21 protein-coding genes, 1 other RNA gene and 4 pseudogenes are annotated in these 25,782 nt (G+C 46.9%); 7 read left to right on the top strand and 19 right to left on the bottom strand.

Annotated features, from left to right (window positions below):
* Positions 1 to 11 precede the first annotated feature (11 nt).
* The 13 genes and pseudogenes from rfaD to gyrA form a co-directional block, all read right to left on the bottom strand.
* Complete coding sequence (gene rfaD, locus DXE27_RS01000) at positions 12 to 1,040, bottom strand: ADP-glyceromanno-heptose 6-epimerase (RefSeq protein ID WP_128112556.1); 1,029 nt, start codon at positions 1,038 to 1,040, stop codon at positions 12 to 14.
* Positions 1,037 to 1,966 (bottom strand): D-glycero-beta-D-manno-heptose-7-phosphate kinase, encoded by a 930-nt coding sequence (gene rfaE1, locus DXE27_RS01005; protein ID WP_128112557.1) that lies wholly within the window; start codon positions 1,964 to 1,966, stop codon positions 1,037 to 1,039. The genes rfaD and rfaE1 overlap by 4 nt, the downstream gene beginning before the upstream one ends.
* A 38-nt stretch (positions 1,967 to 2,004) precedes the next feature.
* Positions 2,005 to 3,369, bottom strand: a complete 1,365-nt coding sequence (locus DXE27_RS01010) for a UDP-glucose dehydrogenase family protein (RefSeq protein WP_128112558.1) — start codon at positions 3,367 to 3,369, stop codon at positions 2,005 to 2,007.
* A 31-nt stretch (positions 3,370 to 3,400) separates the two neighbouring features.
* Complete coding sequence (lapB, locus tag DXE27_RS01015; RefSeq protein WP_128112559.1) at positions 3,401 to 4,624, bottom strand: lipopolysaccharide assembly protein LapB; 1,224 nt, start codon at positions 4,622 to 4,624, stop codon at positions 3,401 to 3,403.
* 66 nt (positions 4,625 to 4,690) lie between these two features.
* Positions 4,691 to 5,029: pseudogene (locus DXE27_RS01020) on the bottom strand (integration host factor subunit beta); the annotation flags it as partial.
* Between the two features lie 53 nt (positions 5,030 to 5,082).
* Positions 5,083 to 6,756 (bottom strand): 30S ribosomal protein S1, encoded by a 1,674-nt coding sequence (gene rpsA, locus DXE27_RS01025; RefSeq protein ID WP_128112560.1) that lies wholly within the window; start codon positions 6,754 to 6,756, stop codon positions 5,083 to 5,085.
* Positions 6,757 to 6,889: 133 nt separating this feature from the next.
* Positions 6,890 to 7,552, bottom strand: coding sequence for a (d)CMP kinase (cmk, locus tag DXE27_RS01030; protein WP_128112561.1), 663 nt, complete (start codon positions 7,550 to 7,552; stop codon positions 6,890 to 6,892).
* A gap of 15 nt (positions 7,553 to 7,567) precedes the next feature.
* Positions 7,568 to 8,887: a 3-phosphoshikimate 1-carboxyvinyltransferase gene (gene aroA / locus DXE27_RS01035; RefSeq protein WP_128113670.1), complete on the bottom strand. Its 1,320-nt coding sequence runs from the start codon at positions 8,885 to 8,887 to the stop codon at positions 7,568 to 7,570.
* 8 nt (positions 8,888 to 8,895) lie between these two features.
* The gene (locus DXE27_RS01040; protein WP_128112562.1) at positions 8,896 to 9,777 is read right to left on the bottom strand and encodes a prephenate dehydrogenase; all 882 of its coding nucleotides are present in this window, start codon (positions 9,775 to 9,777) and stop codon (positions 8,896 to 8,898) included.
* Positions 9,777 to 10,901: a histidinol-phosphate transaminase gene (gene hisC / locus DXE27_RS01045; RefSeq protein WP_128112563.1), complete on the bottom strand. Its 1,125-nt coding sequence runs from the start codon at positions 10,899 to 10,901 to the stop codon at positions 9,777 to 9,779. Before hisC ends, DXE27_RS01040 begins: the two co-directional genes overlap by 1 nt.
* A gap of 55 nt (positions 10,902 to 10,956) precedes the next feature.
* Complete coding sequence (gene pheA, locus DXE27_RS01050; RefSeq protein ID WP_128112564.1) at positions 10,957 to 12,036, bottom strand: prephenate dehydratase; 1,080 nt, start codon at positions 12,034 to 12,036, stop codon at positions 10,957 to 10,959.
* Positions 12,036 to 13,133 carry a 3-phosphoserine/phosphohydroxythreonine transaminase gene (gene serC, locus DXE27_RS01055; RefSeq protein WP_128112565.1) on the bottom strand — a complete coding sequence of 366 codons (1,098 nt, stop codon included), beginning with the start codon at positions 13,131 to 13,133 and terminating at the stop codon, positions 12,036 to 12,038. Before serC ends, pheA begins: the two co-directional genes overlap by 1 nt.
* Positions 13,134 to 13,158: 25 nt before the next feature.
* Positions 13,159 to 15,807: a DNA gyrase subunit A gene (gyrA, locus tag DXE27_RS01060; RefSeq protein WP_128112566.1), complete on the bottom strand. Its 2,649-nt coding sequence runs from the start codon at positions 15,805 to 15,807 to the stop codon at positions 13,159 to 13,161.
* Positions 15,808 to 15,973: 166 nt separating this feature from the next.
* On the opposite strand from gyrA, the gene ompA reads away from it, so the two are divergent.
* From ompA to ssrA, 4 genes are all read left to right on the top strand, one after another.
* Entirely contained in the window at positions 15,974 to 16,540 is a 567-nt protein-coding gene (ompA, locus tag DXE27_RS01065) for an outer membrane protein OmpA (RefSeq protein WP_128112567.1), read from the top strand.
* A 100-nt stretch (positions 16,541 to 16,640) separates the two neighbouring features.
* Positions 16,641 to 17,339 (top strand): bifunctional 2-polyprenyl-6-hydroxyphenol methylase/3-demethylubiquinol 3-O-methyltransferase UbiG, encoded by a 699-nt coding sequence (gene ubiG, locus DXE27_RS01070; protein ID WP_128112568.1) that lies wholly within the window; start codon positions 16,641 to 16,643, stop codon positions 17,337 to 17,339.
* Positions 17,336 to 18,031: an HAD family hydrolase gene (locus DXE27_RS01075; protein WP_128112569.1), complete on the top strand. Its 696-nt coding sequence runs from the start codon at positions 17,336 to 17,338 to the stop codon at positions 18,029 to 18,031. The genes ubiG and DXE27_RS01075 overlap by 4 nt, the downstream gene beginning before the upstream one ends.
* A 65-nt stretch (positions 18,032 to 18,096) precedes the next feature.
* Positions 18,097 to 18,455: a transfer-messenger RNA gene (gene ssrA, locus DXE27_RS01080) on the top strand.
* A gap of 41 nt (positions 18,456 to 18,496) precedes the next feature.
* Here the strand turns inward: ssrA and DXE27_RS01085 are convergent.
* The 5 genes and pseudogenes from DXE27_RS01085 to DXE27_RS01100 all read right to left on the bottom strand — a co-directional run bounded on the left by DXE27_RS01085 (position 18,497) and on the right by DXE27_RS01100 (position 21,994).
* Positions 18,497 to 19,673: pseudogene (locus DXE27_RS01085) on the bottom strand (50S ribosomal protein L11 methyltransferase).
* Positions 19,674 to 19,742: a hypothetical protein gene (locus tag DXE27_RS10355; RefSeq protein ID WP_415064455.1), complete on the bottom strand. Its 69-nt coding sequence runs from the start codon at positions 19,740 to 19,742 to the stop codon at positions 19,674 to 19,676. It abuts the pseudogene before it with no gap.
* Positions 19,739 to 20,416: a pirin family protein gene (locus tag DXE27_RS01090; RefSeq protein ID WP_331852051.1), complete on the bottom strand. Its 678-nt coding sequence runs from the start codon at positions 20,414 to 20,416 to the stop codon at positions 19,739 to 19,741. The genes DXE27_RS10355 and DXE27_RS01090 overlap by 4 nt, the downstream gene beginning before the upstream one ends.
* 66 nt (positions 20,417 to 20,482) lie before the next feature.
* On the bottom strand, positions 20,483 to 21,073 hold the full coding sequence (locus tag DXE27_RS01095; protein ID WP_128112570.1) for a carboxymuconolactone decarboxylase family protein: 591 nt from the start codon (positions 21,071 to 21,073) through the stop codon (positions 20,483 to 20,485).
* Positions 21,074 to 21,082: 9 nt separating this feature from the next.
* Positions 21,083 to 21,994, bottom strand: coding sequence for a tripartite tricarboxylate transporter substrate binding protein (locus tag DXE27_RS01100; protein WP_231969593.1), 912 nt, complete (start codon positions 21,992 to 21,994; stop codon positions 21,083 to 21,085).
* A gap of 162 nt (positions 21,995 to 22,156) precedes the next feature.
* Between DXE27_RS01100 and DXE27_RS01105 the strand changes: the two genes are divergently transcribed.
* Positions 22,157 to 22,936, top strand: coding sequence for a sulfurtransferase (locus tag DXE27_RS01105; RefSeq protein ID WP_128112571.1), 780 nt, complete (start codon positions 22,157 to 22,159; stop codon positions 22,934 to 22,936).
* A gap of 5 nt (positions 22,937 to 22,941) precedes the next feature.
* Here the strand turns inward: DXE27_RS01105 and DXE27_RS01110 are convergent.
* Positions 22,942 to 23,245: pseudogene (locus DXE27_RS01110) on the bottom strand (antibiotic biosynthesis monooxygenase family protein).
* 266 nt (positions 23,246 to 23,511) lie between these two features.
* Between DXE27_RS01110 and DXE27_RS01115 the strand changes: the two are divergent.
* Positions 23,512 to 24,335, top strand: a pseudogene (locus tag DXE27_RS01115) (Bug family tripartite tricarboxylate transporter substrate binding protein).
* Between the two features lie 56 nt (positions 24,336 to 24,391).
* Positions 24,392 to 25,765: an MmgE/PrpD family protein gene (locus DXE27_RS01120; protein WP_128112572.1), complete on the top strand. Its 1,374-nt coding sequence runs from the start codon at positions 24,392 to 24,394 to the stop codon at positions 25,763 to 25,765.
* Positions 25,766 to 25,782 lie beyond the last annotated feature (17 nt).

A 25,782-nucleotide genomic window follows, 5' to 3' on the forward strand; every position in this document is an offset into this window, starting at 1 on the left:
TTATTTGCTATCTAAAGGGTTAGTAAAGGGTTAGCCAAGAATCCAGCATTGGCCTCAAGCCATTCAATGTAACGCCCTACACCTTGCTCAACATTGAGGAAAGGCTCTGAATAGCCAGCATCTCTAAGCTTAGTTAAATCTGCTTGAGTAAAACACTGATACTTTCCTCTGAGTGCATCCGGAAACGGAATGTACTCAATCGCATTTTCTTTTACCAACTCTGTCAGGCTTGCAGGCGCTGCCTTATCAAGCTTACGCATTGCATTTGCAACTGCATGGGCAACATCATTAAAGGGTTGTGCGCGACCACTACCCAAATTGAAGATGCCGCTGATTTCTGGATGATCCAAGAAGAATAAATTGACCTTCACCACATCTTCGACCGATACAAAGTCACGACTTTGTTCGCCTGGCCCATAACCACCATACTCACCAAAGAGTTTTACGTGACCATTGGCTTTGTACTGGTGGTATTGGTGAAAAGCAACTGATGCCATGCGGCCTTTATGAGATTCACGAGGGCCATATACATTGAAATAGCGAAAGCCAACCACTTGAGCAGTATTGGCCTTTTCAGTAAAGCGCTTACGCATCACTTGATCAAACAAGAACTTAGAGTAGCCATAAATATTGAGCGGCTTCTCATGCTCGCGGCTTTCTACAAATACATCAGAGCCACCATAGGTTGCTGCTGAAGAGGCATAGAGTAACTGTACCTTTTGAGCTGTGCAGATATCCAACAAATCCATGGTGTAGCGGTAGTTATTCGCCATCATGAAAATGCCGTCTGTTTCCATAGTATCGGAGCAAGCTCCTTCATGAAACACTGCCTCAACTTTTCCCAGCTTGCCGCTTCGGAAGGCCTCAAGGAATTCATCTTTATCGAGATAATCAATGATGTCCAAATCAGCTAAATTGCGATATTTATCTGCAGGACGTAAGTCATCTACTGCAATAATATTTTTCTCGTCACGCGCATTGAGCGCTTGAACAATATTGGCGCCAATAAAGCCAGCGGCTCCAGTTACGATAATAGTCACTGTAATTCCTCTGAAGTAACGGTTGCAGTACCCAATTTTCCAACCACAATACCACCGGCACGGTTAGCAAGCGCCATCGCTTTTTCTAATGGCCATTTAGCCGCTAATGCAACCGCCAATGTAGCAATTACTGTATCACCCGCACCAGACACATCAAACACTTCGCGTGCTTGCGCCTTAACGTGACTTACACCAGCTTCGGTATATAAGCTCATACCCTCTTCAGAGCGTGTCAGCAATAGAGCCTCAAGATTTAATGACTTTCTGAGATCCTGTGCTTTTTTGGTCAAATCTTCTTCACTTGTCCAGCTGCCAACCACCTGACGTAACTCGCTGCGGTTTGGCGTTAAAACGGTTGCGCCGCGATATTTTTCATAATCTTCCCCCTTAGGGTCAACCAAGATCATTTTTTTCTGGGCTCTTGCTTGCTCAATCATGTGGGCAACTTGCCCTAATGCACCCTTGCCGTAATCAGACAGAATCACGACATCTGCAGCGCCAACCAATTTCTCAAAACGCTCCAACTTGTGGGCAAGTGCTTTCTCACTGGGGGCTTCTTCAAAATCCAAGCGAATCAGTTGCTGCTGACGAGCAATAACACGCAACTTCACAATCGTTGGAACTTGGGCGTCAATTTCGAGTCGACTATCTACGCCGCCAGACTTGAGCAACTCAACCACTCGCTTGCCTGGCTCATCATTGCCAACGATACCCAAGATGGTTGTATTAGCGCCCAAAGCAGCGACGTTACGGGCTACGTTGGCAGCGCCACCAAGGCGCTCATCAATTTTCCCAACCTGCACTACCGGCACAGGCGCTTCAGGAGAGATCCTATTGGTATCGCCAAACCAGTAACGATCTAACATGACATCCCCAACTACGAGCAAGCGCGTTTGGGAGAATTGTTCTCGGTTGGCTTTTTCCATGTGCTTTTAAGTATCTTTATCTATTTAATATCAGCTGCTTAATTATGTCTGCCAATGGCAAAGTACTCAATACCCAAGTCTTTCATGGCTTGTGGCTCATACAAGTTACGGCCATCAAAAATCACTGGGCGAGTAAGCTTTTGCATCACTTGCTCGAAATCAGGGCTACGGAACGCTTTCCACTCAGTAACAATCACCAATGCATCGCATCCATCTAAAGCAGCCATTGGATCGGCAACCATGGAAACCTTTTGCAGGCCCGCAGGATTGTCTTTGAAGTCTAAATCTAAGCAATGTTTTGCTTCGGGCATGGCTACAGGATCATGCGCCACTACCGTTGCACCACGCTTAACCAATTCTTGAATAATGACTCGACTTGGTGCTTCGCGCATATCGTCGGTATTGGGCTTAAATGCCAATCCCCACAACGCAAACTTCATATTCGACAAATCTTTGCCAAAGCGCTTTTCAATCTTCTCAACCAAAACGTACTTTTGAATCTCGTTCACCGCTTCTACCGCATCCAGAATCTTTAACTCTCTGCCGTGCTCTTTCGCAGTTTTAGATAAAGCGGACACATCTTTTGGGAAGCATGATCCACCATAGCCAGTGCCTGGATACAAGAAACCAAAACCAATTCGAGAATCCGATCCAATACCCTGGCGAACAGCTTCAATATCCGCACCTACTAAGTCAGCCAAATTCGCCAACTCGTTCATAAAAGAAATACGTGTTGCCAACATGGCGTTAGCAGCATATTTAGTCAGCTCTGCACTTTTCACATCCATGTAATAGGTGCGCTCATGATGACGGTTAAACGGGGCATACAGCTTGCGCATTTGCTCCTTGGCACGCAAACCAGCAGGAGTATTTTCAGTACCAATCACGATACGGTCCGGGCGCATGAAGTCTTCAACGGCAGCGCCTTCTTTTAAGAACTCTGGATTCGATACTACCGAGCAAAGATCTAGCGGTAAATTTCTTTTTTCTAACCCCTCAGTGATGGCGGCTGAAACCTTATCAGCAGTACCCACTGGAACAGTAGATTTATCAACAATCACTTTAGGTGTGGCTGCATGACGGCCAATATTGCGTGCAGCCGCAACAACGTATTGCAAGTCTGCAGAGCCGTCCTCATCTGGAGGCGTGCCTACAGCGATAAATTGAATATCGCCATGAGCAACAGAAGCAGCAATATCGGTAGAGAACTGCAAACGGCCGGCGGCACGATTACGCTCAATCATTTCCTTTAGGCCAGGTTCATAGATTGGAACGCCGCCAGAATTCAAAATCTCAATTTTTTTAGGGTCCAAATCCAGGCAAAAAACATTGTTGCCTTGCTCAGCCAAGCATGCGCCAGTAACCAAACCTACATAACCGCTGCCGATGATAGTGACTTTCAAATGAACTCCTAATGATTGCTAAATTTCGAGATTACATTGAAGGGCCGCTAGGTGCGACACCTTCACTTCGTCTTGGGGAGTATGCCTCCCAGTGATTGCAGCCAGGGCATTGCCAATAGAACCGTCTTGCGCGGAAACCGCAATTGCCACAGGTATAGCGAGCCAAACTTGTTGTACGTTGACGCAAAATATTTAAGATAGACTGAAGCTCAATCACTCTCTCTGGATGCGCGCCGTTCTCTTCAATCGCCAAACGCGTTTCAGCCAACTTTGATAAGGCGCTTAAGCTTGGGGAGTGTTGAATCACTTCAGACAACATCACATTGGCCGCTTGAGGACCCCGAATTTTCATGAGCTGCTTATGGACAATATCCAAAAGCTCACCTGATGCTTGAGTCTTCAATAGCTCGCATAAACGATCCAAACCTTCATCAGTTTTACCTAACTCGGTATGCGCCAACATCCAGCGATCGGCTAATAAATGCATGTAGGCAGGATGGGAGTTCGCAATCACGCTCCAAGCCTCGATCGCCTGTGCTGGACGCTCAGTTGCCATAAAGTAGTCGCCTTGCAGTATCAAGGCACGCGCATGATTCGGAACAGCCTGTAAGGCACGCTGAATAGGCTGCTCAGCCTCAGCAAGATCTTTGCGGCGCAAAGCATCCTGACCTAACTCACAGTGGAATTGGGCAATCTCAGTTTGATGTGATTTACCTTGCAAGCTTTCTAACTCAGTTGCAGCAATGATGGCTTTTTTCCAATCACGCTCCACCTGATACATTTCCAGCAGACTTTCCTTAGCAGGCACAGCAAATTTGCCCTCACCCACGCGATTTAAGGAAGACTCAGCGCGATCTAACAAACCAGCGCGCAAGAAGTCACGACCCAATTCGTAAGCAGCATGATCGCGATCACGAGGCTTTAAATCATCGCGATTTGCTAAATGCTGATGAACCTTAATGGCACGTTCAGTCTCTCCGCGACGACGGAATAAATTCCCTAATGAAAAATGAAGTTCAACAGTCTCAGGGTCCAGTTGCGCAATCTTGACTAAAGTTTCAATTGCTTGATCTGGCTGCTCATTCAATAAAAGACTAAGGCCTTTAAATGTAGAGCGTTGCTGACGCATGCGTTCACGCTCATCCATGCGATTTTCAAGGCGCAAATCCCAACGCGCAGCCATCCAACCAACACCAAACATGATGGGCAATAGCAATAGCAATAGCAATAGCCAAGATGCAGATAGCTGAATCATGCTAGGCAGGATTTAAATAAAAAAATGGCCCGAATGGACCACTGAGGTTTAGCTTGAATATTAGGCACCAGAACCCTCTTTGGGGCCCGCCTGCTTCAATGGCTTGTAATCAACTCGCTCACGCAACTCTTTGCCTGGCTTAAAGTGTGGAACGCGCTTCTCTGGAATCAATACCTTCTCGCCGGACTTTGGATTGCGGCCAGTGCGCGCAGGACGATGATGAAGCACAAAGCTTCCTACGCCGCGCAGCTCGATACGCTTACCCTCAGCCAAAGCATGGGTCATTGTGTCCAGCAATGTTTTTACCGCCAACTCTACGTCCCTAGGCAGAAGCTGCGGAAACTGTTCCGCAAGACTCTCCACTAGTTCGGAGCGGGTAATTGCTTGTTGCTCTTGATCTGTCATGATCTATCAATAAAAAAATCGCCGCTCCCCCAGTGGAAAGCGGCGATATTGATTTAGCCTTGATTGTCCAATTTTGCTTTTAACAAAGCACCTAAATTGGTTGTGCCAGACTGCGCATCACCTTGGAGCTTGCTCATTGCATCTTGTTGATCAGAGCTGTCTTTTGCTTTAATTGAAAGATTGATTGCGCGTGACTTGCGATCAATATTGATGATCATTGCAGTTACGCTGTCGCCTTCTTTCAATACATTGCGTGCATCTTCAACGCGATCTGTTAAGATCTCAGAAGCACGTAAGTAAGCTTCAACTTCATCAGCTAAGTGAATAGTTGCACCCTTAGCATCAACCGCTTTCACAGTACCAGTTACGAGGCTACCCTTGTCGCTGACAGATGTGTAGTTGTTGAATGGGTCACCAGACAATTGCTTGATACCGAGAGAGATACGCTCTTTCTCAACATCAATTGCCAATACGATGGCTTCAACTTCATCACCTTTTTTGTATTTCTTAACAGCTTCTTCGCCTGGCTCATTCCATGAGAGGTCTGAGAGGTGAACTAAACCGTCGATACCACCAGGCAAGCCAATGAACACACCAAAGTCAGTGCTTGACTTGATTACACCAGAAAGCTTGTCGCCTTTTCGCTGTGAACGTGAGAACTCTTCCCATGGGTTTGCTTTGCACTGTTTGATGCCCAAGCTAATACGACGCTTGTCTTCATCAATATCCAGAACCATTACTTCAACTTCGGTTCCTAATGCAGTAGCTTTGCTTGGAGCAACGTTCTTATTAGTCCAATCCATTTCGGAAACGTGAACCAAACCTTCGATACCAGACTCGATTTCAACGAATGCGCCGTAATCAGTCAAATTGGTTACCTTGCCGAATAAACGGGTATTTGATGGGTAACGACGAGCGATACCCACCCAAGGATCATCACCAAGTTGCTTCACGCCGAGTGAAACACGGTTCTTCTCTTGATCGAACTTCAAAATCTTCGCGGTAACTTCTTGACCAACAGTCAACATCTCGCTTGGGTGACGCACGCGACGCCATGCCAAGTCAGTGATGTGCAAGAGGCCATCGATACCACCGAGGTCAACGAATGCGCCGTAATCAGTGATGTTCTTAACGAGGCCAGTAACAACAGCGCCTTCTTTAAGGTTAGACATCAACTTAGCACGCTCTTCACCTTGGCTAGCTTCAACAACAGCACGACGTGACAACACTACGTTGTTACGCTTACGGTCAAGCTTGATAACCTTGAACTCCATCGTCTTACCTTCGTAAGGGCTGGTGTCTTTGATTGGGCGTGTATCAACGAGTGATCCAGGCAAGAATGCGCGGATACCGTTAACCATCACAGTCAAGCCGCCTTTAACCTTACCAGTAACAGTACCGGTAACGATCTCAGCTTGCTCGAGAGCTTTTTCCAAATTCATCCATGAGGCCAAGCGTTTTGCTTTGTCACGGGAAAGGATTGTGTCGCCATAGCCGTTCTCAAGAGCGTCAATAGCAACAGAAACGAAATCGCCAGGAGCTACTTCAATCTTGCCAGCGTCGTTATGGAATTCTTCAACAGGAATAAACACTTCAGACTTTAAGCCAGCGTTAACAACGACGAAGTTATGGTCGATGCGAAGAACTTCAGCCGAAATAACTTGGCCGGTCTTCATATTCGATCGGGTTAATGATTCTTCAAATAATTCTGCAAATGATTTAGACATGTGTATTCACTTTTTGCCGTCAGAAGGCCCGACGGGTTAGGTTAAAAAAGTCTTAAAGAAACACGCTAATGAAAAAGTCGCGTTGTGGAGTTTCTTAAGACACCAAAACTACTGCGTACAACTTACTACAAAACTAAGCAATTGCAGATTGATGCCAATCTAAAACTGTCTTAACTGCTTGATCTATCGACAAATCTGATGTTTCAAGCACTTTTGCACCGTCTGCAACTAACAAGGGTGCTGCACCTCGACTACTGTCTCTGGCATCGCGCTCTTGCAAATCTTGCAGCAAGTCCTCAAGTTTAGCAGAAATTCCCTTATCTATCAATTGCTTATAGCGACGCTTGGCCCTGGCGGCGGCGGTTGCAGTGAGAAAAACCTTCAAAACTGCGTCTGGGAATATGACGCTGGCCATATCCCTGCCATCAGCCACTAAGCCTGGTAACTGGCGAAAGCTACGTTGTAGACCTACTAAAGCAGCCCTAACTTCTGGATGGACAGCCAAGGCAGAGGCCCTAAGGCCAATATTTTCTACACGTATAGCATCTGTAACATCATCGCCATTGAGAAAAATTTTACTATTTTTGAATGAAATCAATAACTTAGGAACTAAAAAGCCTAATTCTGGGCCATTTTTGACGTCTATTCCTTGCTTTTCGCTTGCTAAAGCCACTAAACGGTAAAGGGCCCCACTATCCAAATAATGAAATCCAAGCTTTTCGGCAACTAATGAGGCGACAGTTCCTTTGCCTGAGGCGGTGGGCCCGTCAATCGCGATGACCGGTGGAAGACTCATAAAAATAGAATAGGTTTAGCTCACCACTTTCGCAAACTCAGCGAAGTAGGTGGGGAATGTTTTTGCCACACAGTTGGGATCATTGATCTTGAGAGCATTTGGACCAAACGCAGCAAGCGAGAAGCACATCGCCATACGATGATCATCGTATGTATCAATACCTTCACTTGGCGTCTTCCAGTTACTTACAGATGCTGGGGCTTGCACAACAATGTAGTCGGCGCCTTCCTCAACAATCGCACCAACTTTTTTTAATTCTTTGGCCATGGCCGCAATGCGATCTGTTTCCTTTACACGCCAACTAGCAATGCTATTTAAGCGAGTTGGGCCTTCTGCAAATAATGCAGCTACCGCAAGCGTCATTGCTGCATCCGGAATTTCTGTACAGTCAATGGTGATGCCATTTAATTTGCCGCTCGCATTCTTCACGCCAGCAACTTCAATCCAATCTTCACCAGTAGTAATTTTTGCGCCCATCAGAGCAAGCGCGTCAGCAAAAGCGACATCGCCTTGAATGCTGTCCTTGCCAACACCCAGGACCCGCACAGGGCCGCCACCAATGGCGCCCAAGGCCAAGAAGTAAGAGGCTGATGAAGCATCCCCCTCCACCGATAACTGACCTGGACTCTTATAAACCGCATCCGAAGTTTTCGCCGGAATGACAAACGATTGCTTATCAGGGCAAGCTACTGTGACACCAAAACGCGCCATGAGCTTCAAAGTAATATCAATGTAAGGGCGTGAAATTAACTCGCCAATGACTTCAATGCGTACCGGCTCCTTAGCCACCAAAGGCAAAGCCATGAGCAATGCCGTTAAGAACTGGCTCGAGACATCGCCACGCACCTTCACGACATCTTTGATTTGAATATCTGCCGCTGAAATGTTGATTGGAGGGTAACCCTCTTGCAATTCATAATCGATCTTTGCGCCTACCTGACGTAAGCCATCAACCAAATCACGAATCGGTCTCTCATGCATACGGGCAACACCGGATAAGCGATAGTTACCGCCTTGCATCGCAAGAGCTGCAGTAAGTGGACGAATCGCAGTACCTGCATTACCCATAAAGAGGTCCGCTTCACGCACAGGAAATTGACCGCCGCACCCCTCAGCTACACAAACATGATTTTCTTGATCGGTAACCGATAAACCCAACTGACGCAATGCACTACGCATTACCTGCGTGTCATCAGCATCCAGCAAATTCTTCAGAGTCGTTGTGCCAGTGGATAACGCAGCTAGTAGGAGGGCACGATTAGAGATGCTTTTGGATCCCGGCAAAACAATCGCGCCTTGTGCGCGCTTGAATGGGCCAATCTGAATGTCTGGCAAACCACTCATCAAAGCACATCCAAATCTTGACGTGCTTTGCTAGCCTTATTAAATAATTTCTCTAAGCCTGCGCCATCATTTTCAGAGATGAGCTTACGCATGTGATTCACGATCAACAAGTATTGATCGAGCTCTTTCAAGATAGCCGTACGATTACCTAAGCAAACGTCACGCCACATCTCTGGGCTTGAGGCTGCTATGCGCGTGAAATCCTTAAAGCCCGCACCAACGTGGCTTAATTTCTGCTCGGCGTCTTCAGAATTCACCACGCTAGCCATTAAGGCATAAGACAAGAGATGCGGAAGATGGGAAACCGCCGCGTAAATTGCATCGTGCTGGACAACGCCAATCTTTTTTACTTCAGAGCCAATGCTCTCCCAAAAGCCAGTGATCAAAGCCGTATCTTGCGGAGAATTTTCTTGTAAAGGACAAATGATGGTCTGCTTACCTTTGAATAAATCTGCCTTTGCAGCACTGGCACCGTGCTGAGCGCCACCCGCTATTGGGTGAGCCGGTACAACTTGGCAAGCCTTTTTACCAAGCACTTTTTTGGCCGTCAAAATAACATCACCCTTGGTGCTGCCTGCATCGGTAATCATGGTGCGCGGCTCAAGATGCGGCTCAATCGTCTCAAACGCTGCTCGCATTTGCGCAACTGGCACGCAAAGCACGATCACATCGGATTGCTTGGCAGCCTCAACCAAATCAACCACACCATCAATCGCACCCATCTTTTTTGCTTGATCTAAATTCTCTTTGCTACGACCCACACCCAGAACTTTAGTTGCCACTCCAGCTTGCTTGAGCGCTAGACCTAACGAAGCGCCGATTAAGCCAACACCCACAATGGTGACGGTACCGTAATTGCTTGCTGGGTTAATGATGGTCATTAGGAAAGTATTTCTTTCAAGGCTGCAATAAAAGCGGCATTTTCTTCTGGCAAGCCTATTGAGATGCGCAGCCACTGCGGCAATCCGTAGTTACCAACAGGACGAACAATGATGCCGCGCTTCAGTAACTCTAGATTGATTCGTGCACCCGCTTGATCATCATCACCCACTTTTACCAATACAAAATTACCTGCAGATGGCAAGTATTTCAAGTTAAGTCCATCAAAGGCATTGGTCAACTGTGTATAGCCGGCGCGATTTAACTCAAAACCTTGCTGCAAGAATGCCTTGTCTTGAAACGCCGCAATCGCTGCAGCTTGCGCAAGACTATTTACATTAAATGGTTGACGTATACGGTTCAATAAATCAGTTAGATGCGGCTGGGCAACTCCGTAACCGATACGAAGCCCCGCTAAACCATAAGCTTTAGAGAAGCTACGCGACAAAATCATATTTGGGAAACGCTTTACCCAAGCTATCGCATCGTAGCGCTGCTCTGGGGTAAGGTATTCGTTATAAGCTTCATCAAGCACCACCACCACATTGGATGGAACTGCCACCAAGAAATCTTCAATTTCTTTCTCAGTTAAGTAGCTGCCAGTAGGATTATTTGGGTTAGCTACAAAGACCAATTTAGCTTTATCACCGGATGTTTTAATTGCAGCCAACATGGCCGGTAAGCCATGGCCATAAATTGCAGTAGCGGCCACTTCAATCGCTTTTGCGCCAACCGCTTGGGTTGCCAAAGGGTAAACAGCAAAAGCGTGCTTAGAAAAAATAACCTCATCGCCTGCTTGGGCCACAGCCCGGGCTGCCAATTCCAAAATATCGTTACTGCCATTACCCAAGGTAATCCAAGCGGTTGGCACCCCCAGGCGCGTAGCGAGAACATTCTTGAGCTCAAAACCATTGGAGTCAGGGTATCGGCCCAAATCACTCGCTGCCTTGAGCATCGCCTCTTTCGCGGACTTAGGCATACCCAATGGATTTTCGTTGGACGCCAACTTCACAATCTTGTTTTCATCAAGGCCATATTCGCGAGCAACCTCACTGATGGGACGCCCACCAACGTAAGGTGCAATTGCATGAATATGTTTTAAGCCAATCTTGGATTTGGATGTCATTCGAGTTTTGCTAATTTTTTAATTGCTATTTGATTAATCTATTTTTCACACTCAATCACGCACAGTGCGGATAAGAACCAAGATTTTTATAGAAAGCGGCAACGCCCTTGAGCTCTTCAAGCGCCTTCACCACTTTGGCATCATCAGCATGCCCAGCAATGTCGATATAAAAGTGATATTCCCAAGTGCCTTTGCGCGCCGGGCGAGACTCGAAGCGATTCATGGAGACGCCATGCTTAGCTAAGGGCGCAAGCAAGCGGTGCACAGCGCCAGGTTGATTGTCTACGGAGAGCACCAAAGAGGTTTGATCTTTACCGGTTGATTGGCATGCATAGTTACCAACAACAACGAAACGTGTGCGGTTGTGAGGATCATTTTGAATTTGTGCGGCTACCGCTTGTAGGCCATAAGCTTCTTGCGCAGGATCTCCGGCAATTGCAGCCAAACTCGGGTCGCTCGCCGCCATACGTGCCGCTTCTGCATTACTACTAACGGCTTGACGCTTTAATTGCGGAGCATGCACGCTCAGCCATTGCTGACACTGCGCCAATGCTTGAGCATGCGCACATACCGTTGTCACACCGTCTAAGTTACCGCTCTTAGTCAACAAATGATGGCGAATCGGTAGAACAACTTCACCACTGATACGCATGGAAGAATCCAACAATAAATCCAAGGTACGTGAGATTGCGCCTTCGCTAGAGTTTTCCACAGGAACGACACCGAATTGCGCCGCACCCTTCTCTACCGCCTTAAACACCTCATCTAAGCTTGCGCAAGGTAGGCCGGCAATCGAATGGCCGAAATAGGTTTGCGCCGCTTGCTCAGAGAATGTTCCTACAGGCCCAAGGTAAGCAATCGTTTGACGCGCTTCTAAAGCTCTGCATGCAGACATCACTTCACGCCAAATGGCAGCAATACCATCTGGAAGTAAAGGACCCGCGTTAATTTCTTGTAGACGGGCAACCACTTGGCGCTCACGCTCAGGACGAAACACTGGTGAAGCAAAACCACCTTTGACATGACCAACTTCTTGCGCAGCTTTTGCGCGCTGTGTCAGCAAATCTAAAATCTGCGTATCCAAAGCATCAATCTTTTCCCGCAAGGGAGTCAAGTGCTGTTCTTCAGTACTCATTAAGCCCGCCTTTCAAAGTCGCGCATAAATTCAACCAAGGCTTTTACACCTTCAATAGGCATGGCGTTATAAATACTGGCACGCATACCTCCCGCAGCTTTATGACCGCGCAGAGCAACCAAACCGGCAGCATTAGATTGCGCCAAAAACTCAGCGTTCAGACTCTCATCTTTTAGGAAGAAAGTCACGTTCATGCGTGAACGATATTCTTTGCTAACGTGATTCTCATACAAGCTACTTTGATCTAAGAAGTTGTATAGCAAATCTGCTTTTTCTTGATTCCGCTTTTCAATCGACTTCACGCCGCCCTGCTGAAGTAACCACTTAAAGCCTAAGCCCGCCATGTATATCGAGAACGTAGGGGGGGTATTAATCATGGACTGCGTATTGGCTTGCACAGACCAATCCCAAATCGTTGGTGTGATACCCATGCTGTGGCCAATAAGATCTTTGCGTACGATCACAATAGTTACGCCAGAAGGTCCGATATTTTTTTGCGCTCCACCAAACCAAACAGCGCATTGATTCACATCCATCTCTTTGGACAGAATGTTGCTAGAGATATCAGCAACCAGTGGAATATCGCCGACATCCGGCACATCTGGAAACTCTACGCCGCCAATAGTTTCGTTCGCACAGTAATGCACGTAAGCTGCATCACTTGATAGCTGCCAAGTGGATCTAGCAGGAATCGTATTAAATTTTTCTGCAGCAGATGATGCAGCTAAATTTGCTGTGCCATATTTTTGCGCTTCCTTGTATGATTTTTCTGACCAAATACCCGTTACCAAAAAATCAGCCTTGGGGCCATTCTTTGCCAAAGGCATGAGATTCATTGAAATAGCAGCATTTTGACCAAGGCCGCCACCTTGCAAAAGCAAGATCTCGTATGTATCAGGGATATTCATAAGCGTACGAAGATCTTGAATGACCTCCTCATACACTTCCATGAACTCTTTACTGCGATGGCTAATTTCCATCACGCTGGTACCGAGCCCGCGCCAATTATGCATTTCATCAGCAGCCTGCTTCAATACCTCTTCTGGCAAAGTAGCAGGCCCCGCAGCGAAATTAAAAATGCGGCGGTCAAAAGTCATGATGTGTCTAGTCTAGAGGTGACGCTTAAGCGTCACCTGCCGTATCGTCATCTGAATCGCTTTCAGCAATACGCTGCAAGCCAGATAAACGCGTACCTTCATCTACGTTAATCAAAGTAACACCTTGAGTAGCGCGACCCATCTCACGAATTTCAGAAACGCGTGTGCGCACCAAGACACCACCAGTAGTGATCAACATAATTTGATCTTCCGGAGATACCAAGGCGGCAGCAACAATTTTACCGTTGCGCTCTGAAGTCTGGATGGCAATCATGCCCTTAGTGCCACGGCCATGACGGGTGTATTCAGCGATTGGGGTACGTTTACCGAAACCGTTTTCTGTCGCAGTCAACACACTGCTTGGAATGGCAATACCGTTTGCATCAACCACGGCCGCCTCAACACCTTCCGCAGCCTCCGCTGGGGCAACTAACATCGCAATCACTTGATGACCTTCACCTAGGTTCATACCGCGCACACCACGTGTGGTACGGCCCATTGGGCGAACATCATTCTCGTCAAAACGCACTGCTTTACCAGCATCAGAGAACAACATCACATCATGCTGGCCATCAGTAATGGCAGCGCCAACCAAGAAGTCGTTTTCGTTCAAGTCAACCGCAATAATTCCGGCTTTACGTGGGTTAGAGAAGTCAGACAAACGCGTCTTCTTCACAGTACCCAAGCTAGTAGCCATAAATACATACTGATCGTCCTGATAACCCTTGATTGGGAGAATCACAGTGATCTTCTCGCCTTCAATCAACGGGAACATATTGACGATCGGTTTGCCACGAGAAGTGCGGCTGCCTTGTGGAACTTCCCATACCTTGAGCCAATACATGCGACCACGATCAGAGAAGCAAAGGATTGTGTCATGCGTATTTGCAACGAAGAGTGTTTCAATCCAATCTTCGTTCTTAGTAGCAGCAGCTTGCTTGCCTCGACCACCGCGTTTTTGTGCGCGGTACTCGCTCAGCGGCTGACTCTTCATATAACCAGTATTTGAGAGTGTCACCACTAAATCTTGCGGTGTAATCAAATCTTCAGTGAAGAGTTCGGTTGCATTCATTTCAATAAATGAACGACGACCTGTATCACCACCAGCAATACCAAATTCAGATTGAACTTCTTTCAATTCAGTTTCAATCACTTGAGTTACACGCTCTGGCTTCGCTAACAAGTCAAGCAAGTCAGAAATCTCTGCCATTACTTCTTTGTATTCGTTAACAATCTTGTCTTGCTCAAGACCTGTCAAACGTTGCAAACGCATTTGCAAAATTTCTTGTGCTTGACTATCGGAGAGTCGATACAAGCCAGTAGTTTGCATGCCGTACTCAGGCAACAATCCTTCTGGGCGATAGGCGTTACGGCCGCCTGGCGTATCAGTCTCAGCACGCGCCAACATCTCGCGCACCATCGACGAATCCCAAGCTTTGCCCATCAACTCCTGCTTAGCAATGACAGGGTTTGCAGCAGCTTTAATAATCGCAATGAACTCATCGATGTTAGCTAACGCAACAGCCAAGCCTTCTAAGACGTGACCGCGATCGCGTGCTTTGCGCAATTCAAAAATTGTGCGACGTGTAACAACTTCACGACGATGCTGCAAGAAGTACTCAAGCATTTGCTTCAAGTTCAACAAGCGTGGTTGGTTATCTACCAAGGCCACCATGTTCATACCGAAGTTATCTTGCAGCTGAGTGCTCTTGTACAAATTATTCAGAACAACTTCAGGCACCTCACCGCGTTTGAGCTCAATCACAACGCGCATACCGGATTTGTCTGACTCATCACGCAAGTCAGAAATGCCTTCAACTTTTTTCTCATTCACTAACTCGGCGATACGCTCGAGCAAGTTCTTTTTGTTCACTTGATATGGCAACTCATCAACGATGATGGCTTGACGCGCGCCCTTATCCAAATCTTCAAAGTGAGTCTTAGCTCGCATGACCACACGGCCGCGACCAGTGTGATAGCCCTCACGGACACCCTGAACGCCATAAATGATGCCGGCGGTCGGGAAATCGGGGGCTGGGATGATCTCAATGAGCTCATCAATCGTGCATTCTGGGTTGTGAAGCACGTGTAAACAGGCTGTAACCACCTCATCCAGGTTGTGGGGAGGAATATTGGTCGCCATGCCCACAGCAATGCCAGAGCTGCCATTTATGAGCAAATTAGGCACTTTGGCAGGCAAAATCAGGGGTTCTTTCTCGGAACCGTCGTAATTCGGCCCAAAATCAACAGTTTCCTTGTCCAAATCGGCCAAAAGCTCATGTGCGATCTTGCGTAGGCGGATTTCGGTATATCGCATCGCAGCAGCGTTATCGCCGTCTACGGAGCCAAAGTTGCCCTGCCCGTCAACCAGCATATAGCGCAGAGAGAAATCCTGGGCCATTCGAACGATGGTGTCATACACCGCAGAATCGCCGTGCGGATGGTATTTACCGATTACATCGCCAACTATACGGGCAGATTTTTTGTAAGCTCGGTTCCAATCGTTGTTTAATTCATACATCGCGAATAAGACCCGGCGGTGAACCGGTTTGAGGCCATCACGCACGTCTGGCAGGGCTCTGCCGACGATGACGCTCATTGCGTAGTCCAAATAGGACCGCCGCATTTCGTCTTCGAGGGATATTGGTAGTGTTTCTTTAGCGGCTTGTTCCATCTGGAAATAATATCATTTTGATGACAGGTTGATGACAGGTAGGCCCTATGCTAAGATTCTGTCAGTTTGTACGAAATTGAGATGTGTCGCTTTGCAGTTTTTTGCATCAAGGTAGGGCGAATTACATTTAAAGTTAATTAAAAAAAGAGATTTTTGAGGACTAAAAATGAACAAAACCCTAAAAGTGTTGCTGGCTTCTGTTATCACTGTTTCTGCTACTGCAGCAATTGCATCTGATAACTGGGAAAACAGCTCTGGCTTGAACTGGAAAAACGGCGACGGCGCATTGTGCTGGCGTGATAACAGCTGGACACCTGCTACTGCAGCTAAAGGTTGTGACGGTGCATTGACTGGTGGTGCAGCTTCTGGCGTTAGCCAAAGCAAAATCACTTTGCAAGCTGACACACTTTATGACTTCAACAAGTCTGACTTGAAACCAGAAGGTAAAGCTACTTTGGACAAGATCGCTGTTGACTTGAAGAAAATCAAGCTAGAAGTAATCATTGCTGTTGGTAACACTGACAGCGTTGGTACAGATGCATACAACATGGCCCTCGGTCAGCGTCGTGCTCAGTCAGTTAAGACTTACCTGACAAGCAAAGGTGTTGACGGTAGCCGTATCTACACAGAATCAAAAGGCAAGAGCAATCCAGTTGCATCAAATGCAACTGCTGAAGGCCGCGCTAAGAACCGCCGTACTGACATCGAAGTTGTTGGTACAGCAGCTAAGTAATTCACTTTACTTGTAAAAAAGCCCGCTTCTAGCGGGCTTTTTTATTTCCGCTATTCATATTCATAAACTTCTCCATTAGCAATCTGTTTGCCCAATCCATATGAACGTCGACCAATCTGAAATCGCCAAATTTAGCGCCCTCGCCCATCGCTGGTGGGATCCTAATAGCGAATTCAAACCATTGCATGCAATTAACCCTTTGCGATTGGGCTGGATCAAATCCTTTGTCAATCTAGAGGGTAAGAAGGTTGTTGATATTGGTTGCGGTGGCGGCATCTTGGCGGAATCTATTTCTCAATCAGGCGCAGAAACAACTGGCATCGATCTATCCGAAAAGGCGCTCAAGGTTGCAGAATTGCATGCATTAGAAGTGGGCGCCAATCTCACTTACCGCTCTATCTCCGCAGAAGCGCTTGCTGATGAACAACCAGAACAATATGACGTAGTGACTTGTATGGAAATGTTGGAGCACGTACCTGATCCCGCATCCGTAGTGCGTGCTTGTGCCAAGCTCTGCAAACCGGGTGGCACACTATTTTTCAGCACACTGAATCGCAGCCCAAAATCCTATTTATTTGCCATTATTGGCGCCGAGTACATTCTCAAATTACTCCCAAAGGGCACTCACGAGTACGCTAAATTTATTAAACCTTCAGAACTTATGGCTTTTACTCGTCATGCAGGTCTAGAGATGGTCGGCATAAAAGGCTTAAGTTACAACCCACTCACTCAGGTCTATAGCCTAAGCGATGATGTGGATGTGAACTACATGATTGCCGTAAAGAAGCAATACCCATGAGTAATGCATCAAGCCCTTATCAAGGCATCTTTTTCGATTTAGATGGCACTTTAGCTGACACAGCGCCGGATTTGGTAGCCGCTACCAATCAACTGCTTGTAGCGCGTAATTTATCTCCTAAGCCCTATACATTCCTCCGGCCTTACGCATCAGCCGGTGCACGAGGCGGCCTACTTGAGGAGGGTGCGTTTGGAATTGCCCCCGACCATGCAGATTTCATTGCCTTACGCGATGAGTTTTTTAGTAACTACGAAAAAGCATTGCTTGTGGATAGCAAATTATTTGATGGAATTGATCATTTGCTAGACCAAATGGATGCTGCAAAGCTCCCGTGGGGAATCATTACCAACAAAAGTGAGCGCTTTACCATTCCCTTAACAGACCTCATGGGTCTGCGTCAGCGTGCCGTTTCTACGGTTTCTGGCGATACCACCCCATATTCAAAGCCGCATCCTGAACCCATACTGCATGCCGCCAGAACCGCCAATATCGACCCTACACAGTCTATCTACGTTGGCGATGACATTAGAGACGTTCTTGCCGGCAAAGTTGCTGGTATGAAGACTGTCGCAGCCGCCTATGGATATTGCGGCTGTAAAGAGCCTCCAGAGGCCTGGGGAGCCGATTACATCGCACATAGCCCCCTTGATTTACTGCAAATCATCTTTCCCGATAGTCCCGATAGGGAATAAACCAAAAGATATCAAGCAATTTAAGGCTTGGAGCCTTAAAATAGGAGTTCCAATGCATGAACTCCGGGGTCGACATGGTTTCGACGTGGATTACAAAGCATCAAGGGCATACCGAGGACCCGTTATCTCGTAAATCAATGGGAATGTTTTAACTGCAAACGACGAACGTTTCGCACTAGCCGCTTAATTGCGGTTGCCCCTGAACTGATTCTCTCTTGGGTCAGCTAGCGCAAGCTAGATCAGGGTCATTTACAAGAGATAAGATCATTTCATGTCACGGGGAATGATTCGAAAATTTAGTGAATCGTCAGCGAAGAACGTGTCAGTCCGTGCTTAACTAATTAAATCAAACGATATGACTAAGTATGTAGAACTTGTTGTGGAGGATTTGCGGACGCGGGTTCGATTCCCGCCGACTCCACCATTAAAAGCAAACTCCTCTGATTTTTAGAGGGGTTTTGTTTTTTATTTAACGCCCAATCGCCACAATGAAGTAACTTCTTTAGAGCGAGCGGCATGCAATGCATCGGCCTTATCAAATACTTTGTTATGTGTTGGCTTAGTATCAGTGCGCCCCAACACCTTTAATCCAGCTTGCTCAATCCAATCAAGCAAAGCCTCTCGCGTACGCAAACCTAAGCGCTCAGCTAAATCAGAAAGAATCAACCAGCCCTCACCGTTGGGCAAAAGATGATCTTTGAGATTGCCTAAAAAGCCTTTTAGCATCTGTCTATCCGGGTCATATACCGCATGCTCCAGTGAAGAGCTTGGTCTTGCTGGTAGGTAGCCAAGGGGGATTGCAAACAATTAGCGCAGCTTTGTTTGCTGGAAACAAATTAGTCTTTTGAATTTCTATCTGAGACTTCAAACCCAAGCGTTCAACATTTTCCTTCGCACAAGCAATCGCTCGATCATCTAAATCGGTAGCAATATTCTTTTGAATGCCGCGCATTGCCAACACCCCCGATAAAACACCTGTTCCTGTGCCAATGTCAAATGCAAGAGATTCATTTTTGATCACCTCGGGCAAAGGTGTTTTTAGCACTAGCTCGATATACTCTCCGCGGACCGGGGAGAACACACCATAGTGAGGATGAATGCGAACCTCTTCATTATCCCTAGTAAGAACTTGAACACCCTTCTTACGCCACTCATGGGCGCTGATTACGCCCAACAATTCTCGTAAAGAAATCACATAAGACTCATCCTGACTTCCGTATGCCTCAAGACAAGCTTGAGTAACCTCGGGAGCACGCCTTAAGGGGATGCTGTGGTCAGCATTAATCTGAATAAGTAGCATCCCTAAAATACGAGCACGTTGCGATTGTGAGAGTCGATGTAGATTGAAAACATCTAAAGCGCTCTTGGCCTTTTCCTTTTCAACCCGATCAGCCCTTTTGGATTTTTTGGGAGGTTTATCTACTCTTCTGACTAAGGCCTGCAAGAGTTGGCGCGCATTCTGAAAGTCGCCCTTGTATAGCATTGCAGTTCCTTCGCAAGCGAGGCGATATGCAACATCTGCAGTCATGGTGTCATCAGCTAGCTGAATTTTTTTATGCGGAGCAATACCATTCTCAGAACGCCATCGAGCAGAGCGTCCTTGCTCACCCTCAAGCCATTGAAGCAAATTAGTTTGACTCACCTAGGCAATCACAAAACGATTATTTTGATAATCATCAATCGCTTGTTCGATCTCAGCGCGTGTATTCATGACGAATGGACCACATATTGCACGATAGGCTCATGCAAAGGCAATGCAGCGAGAACAATAAATTGCGCGCCCAATGTGCCCGCCTTAGCCTTTAACCGATCACCATCGCCCAAAACAATGGCAGCCTGCTTAGGCACTTCACGCATGGGGCCGCCAAGCTCTAAATTGCCTTCATAAATATAGACAAATGCATTGAGCTCCTTCGGAATACGATGCTCGAATTCCGAATTTGGAGGCAAGTGCACATCTAAAAATATCGGTGCCGTGGTGATCCCTTGAATGGGTCCATTAATCACCTTGCCATCACACTCATAAGAACCCGCAATAACCTTTACAGAACCGCCATTAGCCAGAGCCGTCTTAGGAATATCTTCCACTTGGATATCTTGATATCCAGCGGGCTTCATTTTTTCTTTGGCAGGTAAGTTAATCCACAACTGGAAGCCACGCATAGCACCACTGACTTGCTGCGGCATCTCAGAATGGATGATGCCGCGACCTGCCGTCATCCACTGCACACCGCCAGTCTTCAAATGCCCTTGATTGCCCAAATGATCTTCATGCAGCATATGGCCTTCAAGCATGTAGGTTACTGTTTCAAAGCCCCGATGCGGATGAGCCGGAAAACCCGCCACATAATCGTTCGGATCATTTGATGAAAATTCATCCAACATCAAAAAGGATCTAGTCTGACTTGATTTTGTCCCCCAATACTGCGGCGTAATTTAACGCCCGCACCATCAGAGGTGGCAATACCAGGAATAATCGTTTGGATGTTGCGGATCATGGTGTCGGTCTTCAGGATTGACGTCCAGAGCAATCAAGAAACGTGAGACCATGTTGTACGCAGCAATGACTGTCACCAACTCTACGGCGTCGGTATTACCCAGTGTCTTTTGTAAGCGCTTCATGAGCTCAGGATCCACCTTAATATTGCGCGTCATCTGAAAGGTTAAATCCGCGGCATCATTCTCCACCTGGGAGAAAAGATTTCTGGGGAAATTTTCCCGTCCAATGAGTCGCAAACCTTCAACCTGCTCCTCAGTACCACCCGCTTTTTTAAAGGGAGGTGCATGATGAAAGAACTCATACTCCGCCCCATTTAGAACAGCGACACCGCACATTGCTAGTTCACGTAACTTAGGGTCCAAGGATAAATTATTACGAATCTCGCCGATGAAATGATTCCAGCCCTCTGCGATAGGTACGCTATGCAACAGCATGCGATCTAGATTGATAAATTGACCGCCACGTCTTTTGCGAATAGCGGCAACCAATTCAGCTGGCTCCGCCAAATCCATCGGCTGATACGAAATTAAACGTTCTGACATGACAACCTTTTATTGACCAGTTTCTTTAATATTGTTTTCAATCACAAACTTACCCCAGACACCAATTTGCTTGCCTATGAATTCACGGGCAACTTCGGGTGTCCCGCCAACAATATCAATCCCTTGTGACTTGAACTTCGCGGCAACTGCAGAGGTTTTTAAGGCCTTATTCAAAGCCTTATTCATTGCATCTACTACAGCAGGTGGTGTTTTGCCGGGAGCTAAAACCGCCCACCAAGCAGGAGCGCTAAAGCCTGGGAAGCCGCTTTCAGAAATCGTTGGGACATTCGGCAGGGAAGGAGATCTTTTCGCTGTAGTAATCACTAAAGGAATGACGCCGCCGCTATCAACGTGTGGCTTTACCAAAAACTCTGAACCTACAGCCAATTCAACTTGACCACCCAAGGCATCTTGCATCAAAGGGCCACCACCGCGATAAGGAATGTGATTCCAATCAAAACCTGCTTGTTTAGCAAGGCGCGCCATCGCTAAATGACCTAAGCTACCAATACCAATCGAGCCATAACTAAATTGTTTGCCTGTCTTGGACATATCTACCAGCTGCTTAAAGCTAGTAATGCCAGACTTCTTGCTCGCAATCAAAACCATTGGTGATGTACCAACCAAAATGACAGGGGCAATATCCTTAATGGTGTCGTACGGAAGCTTGTCTTTCAGACTTGGATTAACGCCATGAGTATCAAACACCACCGCGAAGGTATATCCATCCGGATCAGAGCGAGTCATGGCTGAGGTGCCAATCAAGCCTGAAGCACGGCCTATGTTCTCAACAATCACATTTTGTTTCGGCTCAGCCTGCAAGGCTGGAGCCAATACGCGGGCCACCTGATCTACAGAGCCACGAGGGGGGAATACAGCGATTAAGCGAATCGGCCTTTGAGTGGGCCAAGAAGACCCCACTCCAGCGGATTGGGCACCAGCCGCTAACTGCCAATAAGGCTAAAAATAGGGCTCTTTTGGCCGTTTTTGCTAAATACAGCATGGATTTTAATAAGACCTCAAGATTACCACCCCCTAGGCCTGTTTGCTCGATAATGTGAGGGTTGCTAAGTGAGAGAAACAATGAAGTCTATTTTAAATATTGCCGCCTATTTATTCGTCAGTCTTGATGGTCTGCCGGAGTTGCGCGCCAAGATGCTAGACGAATGTAATAGTCGCCAATTAAAGGGGACCATTCTGCTCACTGGTGAAGGCATCAACATGTTTCTCGCAGGCAAAACCGTTGAACTGCGCGGATTTTTAGGCTGGCTTCGCTTAGATCCTCGCTTTAAACCACTCCAAGCAAAAGAGAGTTGGTCGGATGAGCAGCCATTCAAAAAGATGCTCATCAAACTCAAAAATGAAATTATTCGGATGAATCATCCGGCCATTCGCCCCGAAAAAGGTCGCGCGAATTTCATTGCTCCAAAAAAATTACAAGGGTGGCTTGACCGCGGTACAGACGACCTGGGACGCCCGGTGGTCATGGTTGATACACGAAATGCCTTTGAAGTCGATTACGGAACTTTTGAAAACGCCCTTCACTTCAATATTGAAAAGTTCACAGAATTTCCAGCAGCTATCTCCGCCCACAAAGATGAATTAGCAGACAAAACTCTAGTGAGTTTTTGCACTGGTGGCATTCGCTGTGAAAAGTCTGGTCTCTATATGCGAGAAATTGGCATGCAACATAGCTACCAATTAGAAGGTGGAATTTTGAAATACTTTGAGGAAGTAGGCTCTGCGCACTACAAAGGCAGTTGCTTTGTCTTTGACGAGCGCGAAGCATTAGAGCCCAATCTAGATGAGATTCCCGTAGAAATTTCTGTACGGAAAAAACTGAAGGCGGAAAAATCCAGCTAATTAAACTAAGCGGATTTGCCCACCAAAGTCATATGCTCTACAAAAGGGGGCTTCACAAAGAAGGGGCCCACAATGGCGCGCCAGTCTGCAAAGGCTTCTGAACCCCGAAAATCTACAGTATGGTTTTCTAGGGTATCCCAGTAAATTAGCAACAAATAGCGGGAAGGGGTTTCCACACTATGTGTTTACCTTGTACCCCCGAAAACCCTTGGCTTTTGAGATCACCGTCTCTACGCCCCGCAAAATGGCCTCTTCAAACTCTTGCTGCTTGGCTGGGTCGATTTCTAGGTCGCAATGTTCCAAAATCATGGGGTTTCCTTGGTCAAAAAAGATTTTCTATCAATAGTAGTAAAGTGGCGAAGCATCACCACATTAATATAAATAATAAACGGACTCGAGACATGTCTAAATCAAGCAATCGGCTAGTGCCGATTTTTTTATCATTCCTATTTGCAGCGTTTAGCGCTCAAGCGCAAACTCCAACCCCTGCTTACCCTGTCAAACCAATCAAACTGATAGCACCAGTAGCTGCTGGCGGCGGCTTGGATAATATTGCCCGCGCAGTTGCTGAAAAAATGTCTCGCTCGATTGGCCAACCAGTCATTGTTGAAAACATGGGTGGCGGTGGTGGAGCGATCGTCTCTCAAGCTACCGCAAAAGCACCTGCTGATGGCTACACACTGATGATTGCCTATGTCGGGACCCACGGAACCAATCCAGCGGTTCGAAAATTACCTTATGACGCGATTAAAGATTTCACGCCAATTGGCATGATTGATGCAACACCAAATGTGTTGATCATCAACCCAGAGCTGCCAATTAAAAACTTTAAAGAGTTTGTTGATTACGCCAAAAAGAATCCCGCCAAACTCAGTTACGGATCAGCGGGTCCTGGAACCCTGACTCACTTGGGTATGGAGCAATTAAAGCTAGCCGCAGGAATATTTATGGTTCACGTTCCTTATCGTGGCGTTGGCCCCGCCTATACCGATTTACTTGCTGGACAGACACAGGCGATGTTCCCAACCCTATTCGCTGCTCTCCCTTACATCAATACCAATCGCGTGCGAGGCTTGGTAATTATACAGGCGCTAAGCGTAGTTCAGCAGCGCCAAACATTCCTACCTTTAAAGAATTGGGATATAACGGCTTTGATGGTCAACAGTGGTATGGATTGGTTGGCCCAGCTAACTTACCCCCAGCATTACCCCCAGCAATTGTTGCCAAACTCAATGCGGAGTTGAACAAGGTTTTGGCATTACCTGAGTTCTCTGAAAAGATGACCAGCGAAGCGATGACCTTAATGCCAATGACGCCACCACAGTTTGCTAACTACATCAAAGAAGATATCGCACGCTGGGCCAAAGTGGCCAAAGAACGCACTATTGAAATTGAATAAATTCTTCGTCTTACATTTACCTAAAAATACACAACATAAATTATAGGAATGCCGATGTGTCACACGCTATTGCCGCTGCAGCAGGCCTAAATGCACCATCAGTCACCAAAATTTTAGCTGAGTTTGTTACCGCCCATCCAAGCCAAGGATGGAGACCTGAGGTTGATCATGAAGCGCATCGCACTTTTTTAAACTGGCTTGGTTGCGCTATTGGCGCTGCAAACCATGAGAGCGTTGAATCCTCGTTGGCAGCTATTCGTGAATTTCAGCCAGCGCCTCAAGCCAGCATCTTGGGACGCAAGGACAAGGTAGATATGGGTGGTGCCGCTTTAATTAACGGCATTAGCTCACACACTTTTGACTTTGATGACACCCATCTAAAGACAGTTATCCATCCAGCTGGCCCTGTAGCTTCAGCAATCCTGGCGTTGGGAGAGCACATCCATGCAAATGGCCGTCAAATCATTGACTCGCTCGTCTTGGGTATTGATGTTGCTTGCCGCGTTGGTAACGCAATGTACCCCGATCACTATCACCGTGGTTGGCATATCACTGGCTCCACTGGCATGCTCGGCTCAGCTGCAGCATGTTCACGCTTGATGGGTCTGGATTTACAAAAAACTACTATGGCACTCGGCATTGCTGCCTCTCAACCAGTTGGTATGCGTGAGCAGTTTGGAACGATGACCAAACCTTTCCATCCAGGTGGCGCTGCACGCGCAGGCCAACTCTCCGCACTCCTTGCCAAGCACGGCTTTACTGCTAGCCCTAAAGCACTTGAAGCAGGTCGTGGGTATATGCAAACTGCTTCTACGAAATGTGATTGGACTGAAATCGATCGCAATCTTGGTAAGTCATTTGAGATTTCATTGAATACCTACAAACCTTTTGCTTGCGGCATTGTGATTCACCCAGCAATTGATGCATGCGCCCAACTACGCGCGCAAGGCGTGAATGCAGAAGACGTTGAGCGTATTGAATTACGTGTACACCCACTCGTTCTCGAATTAACCGTTAAGAAGACACCCAAAGATGGTCTCGAAGGTAAGTTCGGCGTGTATCACGGCTGTGCCGTCGGCTTAATGTTTGGTCAAGCCGGTGAAGGAGAGTACGCCGATGACATCGTAAATCGTCCAGATGTTGTGGCATTGCGTGCCAAGGTGAATGCAACGACAGATACCTCTATTAGCGAAGCCTCAGTTGATGTCAAAGCATTCCTCAAGAATGACAAAGAAGTGCATATTTTTGTGAAGAATGCGATTGGCTCTGTTGAGAACCCAATGAGCGATGCAAATTTGGAACAGAAGTTCACTAGCTTGGCTGAGCCTGTAATTGGCAAAGAGAAAGCACGTCAGTTGATTGCTGCCTTGTGGAAACTTGGTCAAGCATCTGATCTCAAGAAAATTTTGAGTCTTTGCACTCCAGATTAATTTCACTCGAAAGCACT

This window comes from Polynucleobacter necessarius (assembly GCF_900096755.1).
Lineage (GTDB): Bacteria > Pseudomonadota > Gammaproteobacteria > Burkholderiales > Burkholderiaceae > Polynucleobacter > Polynucleobacter necessarius_K.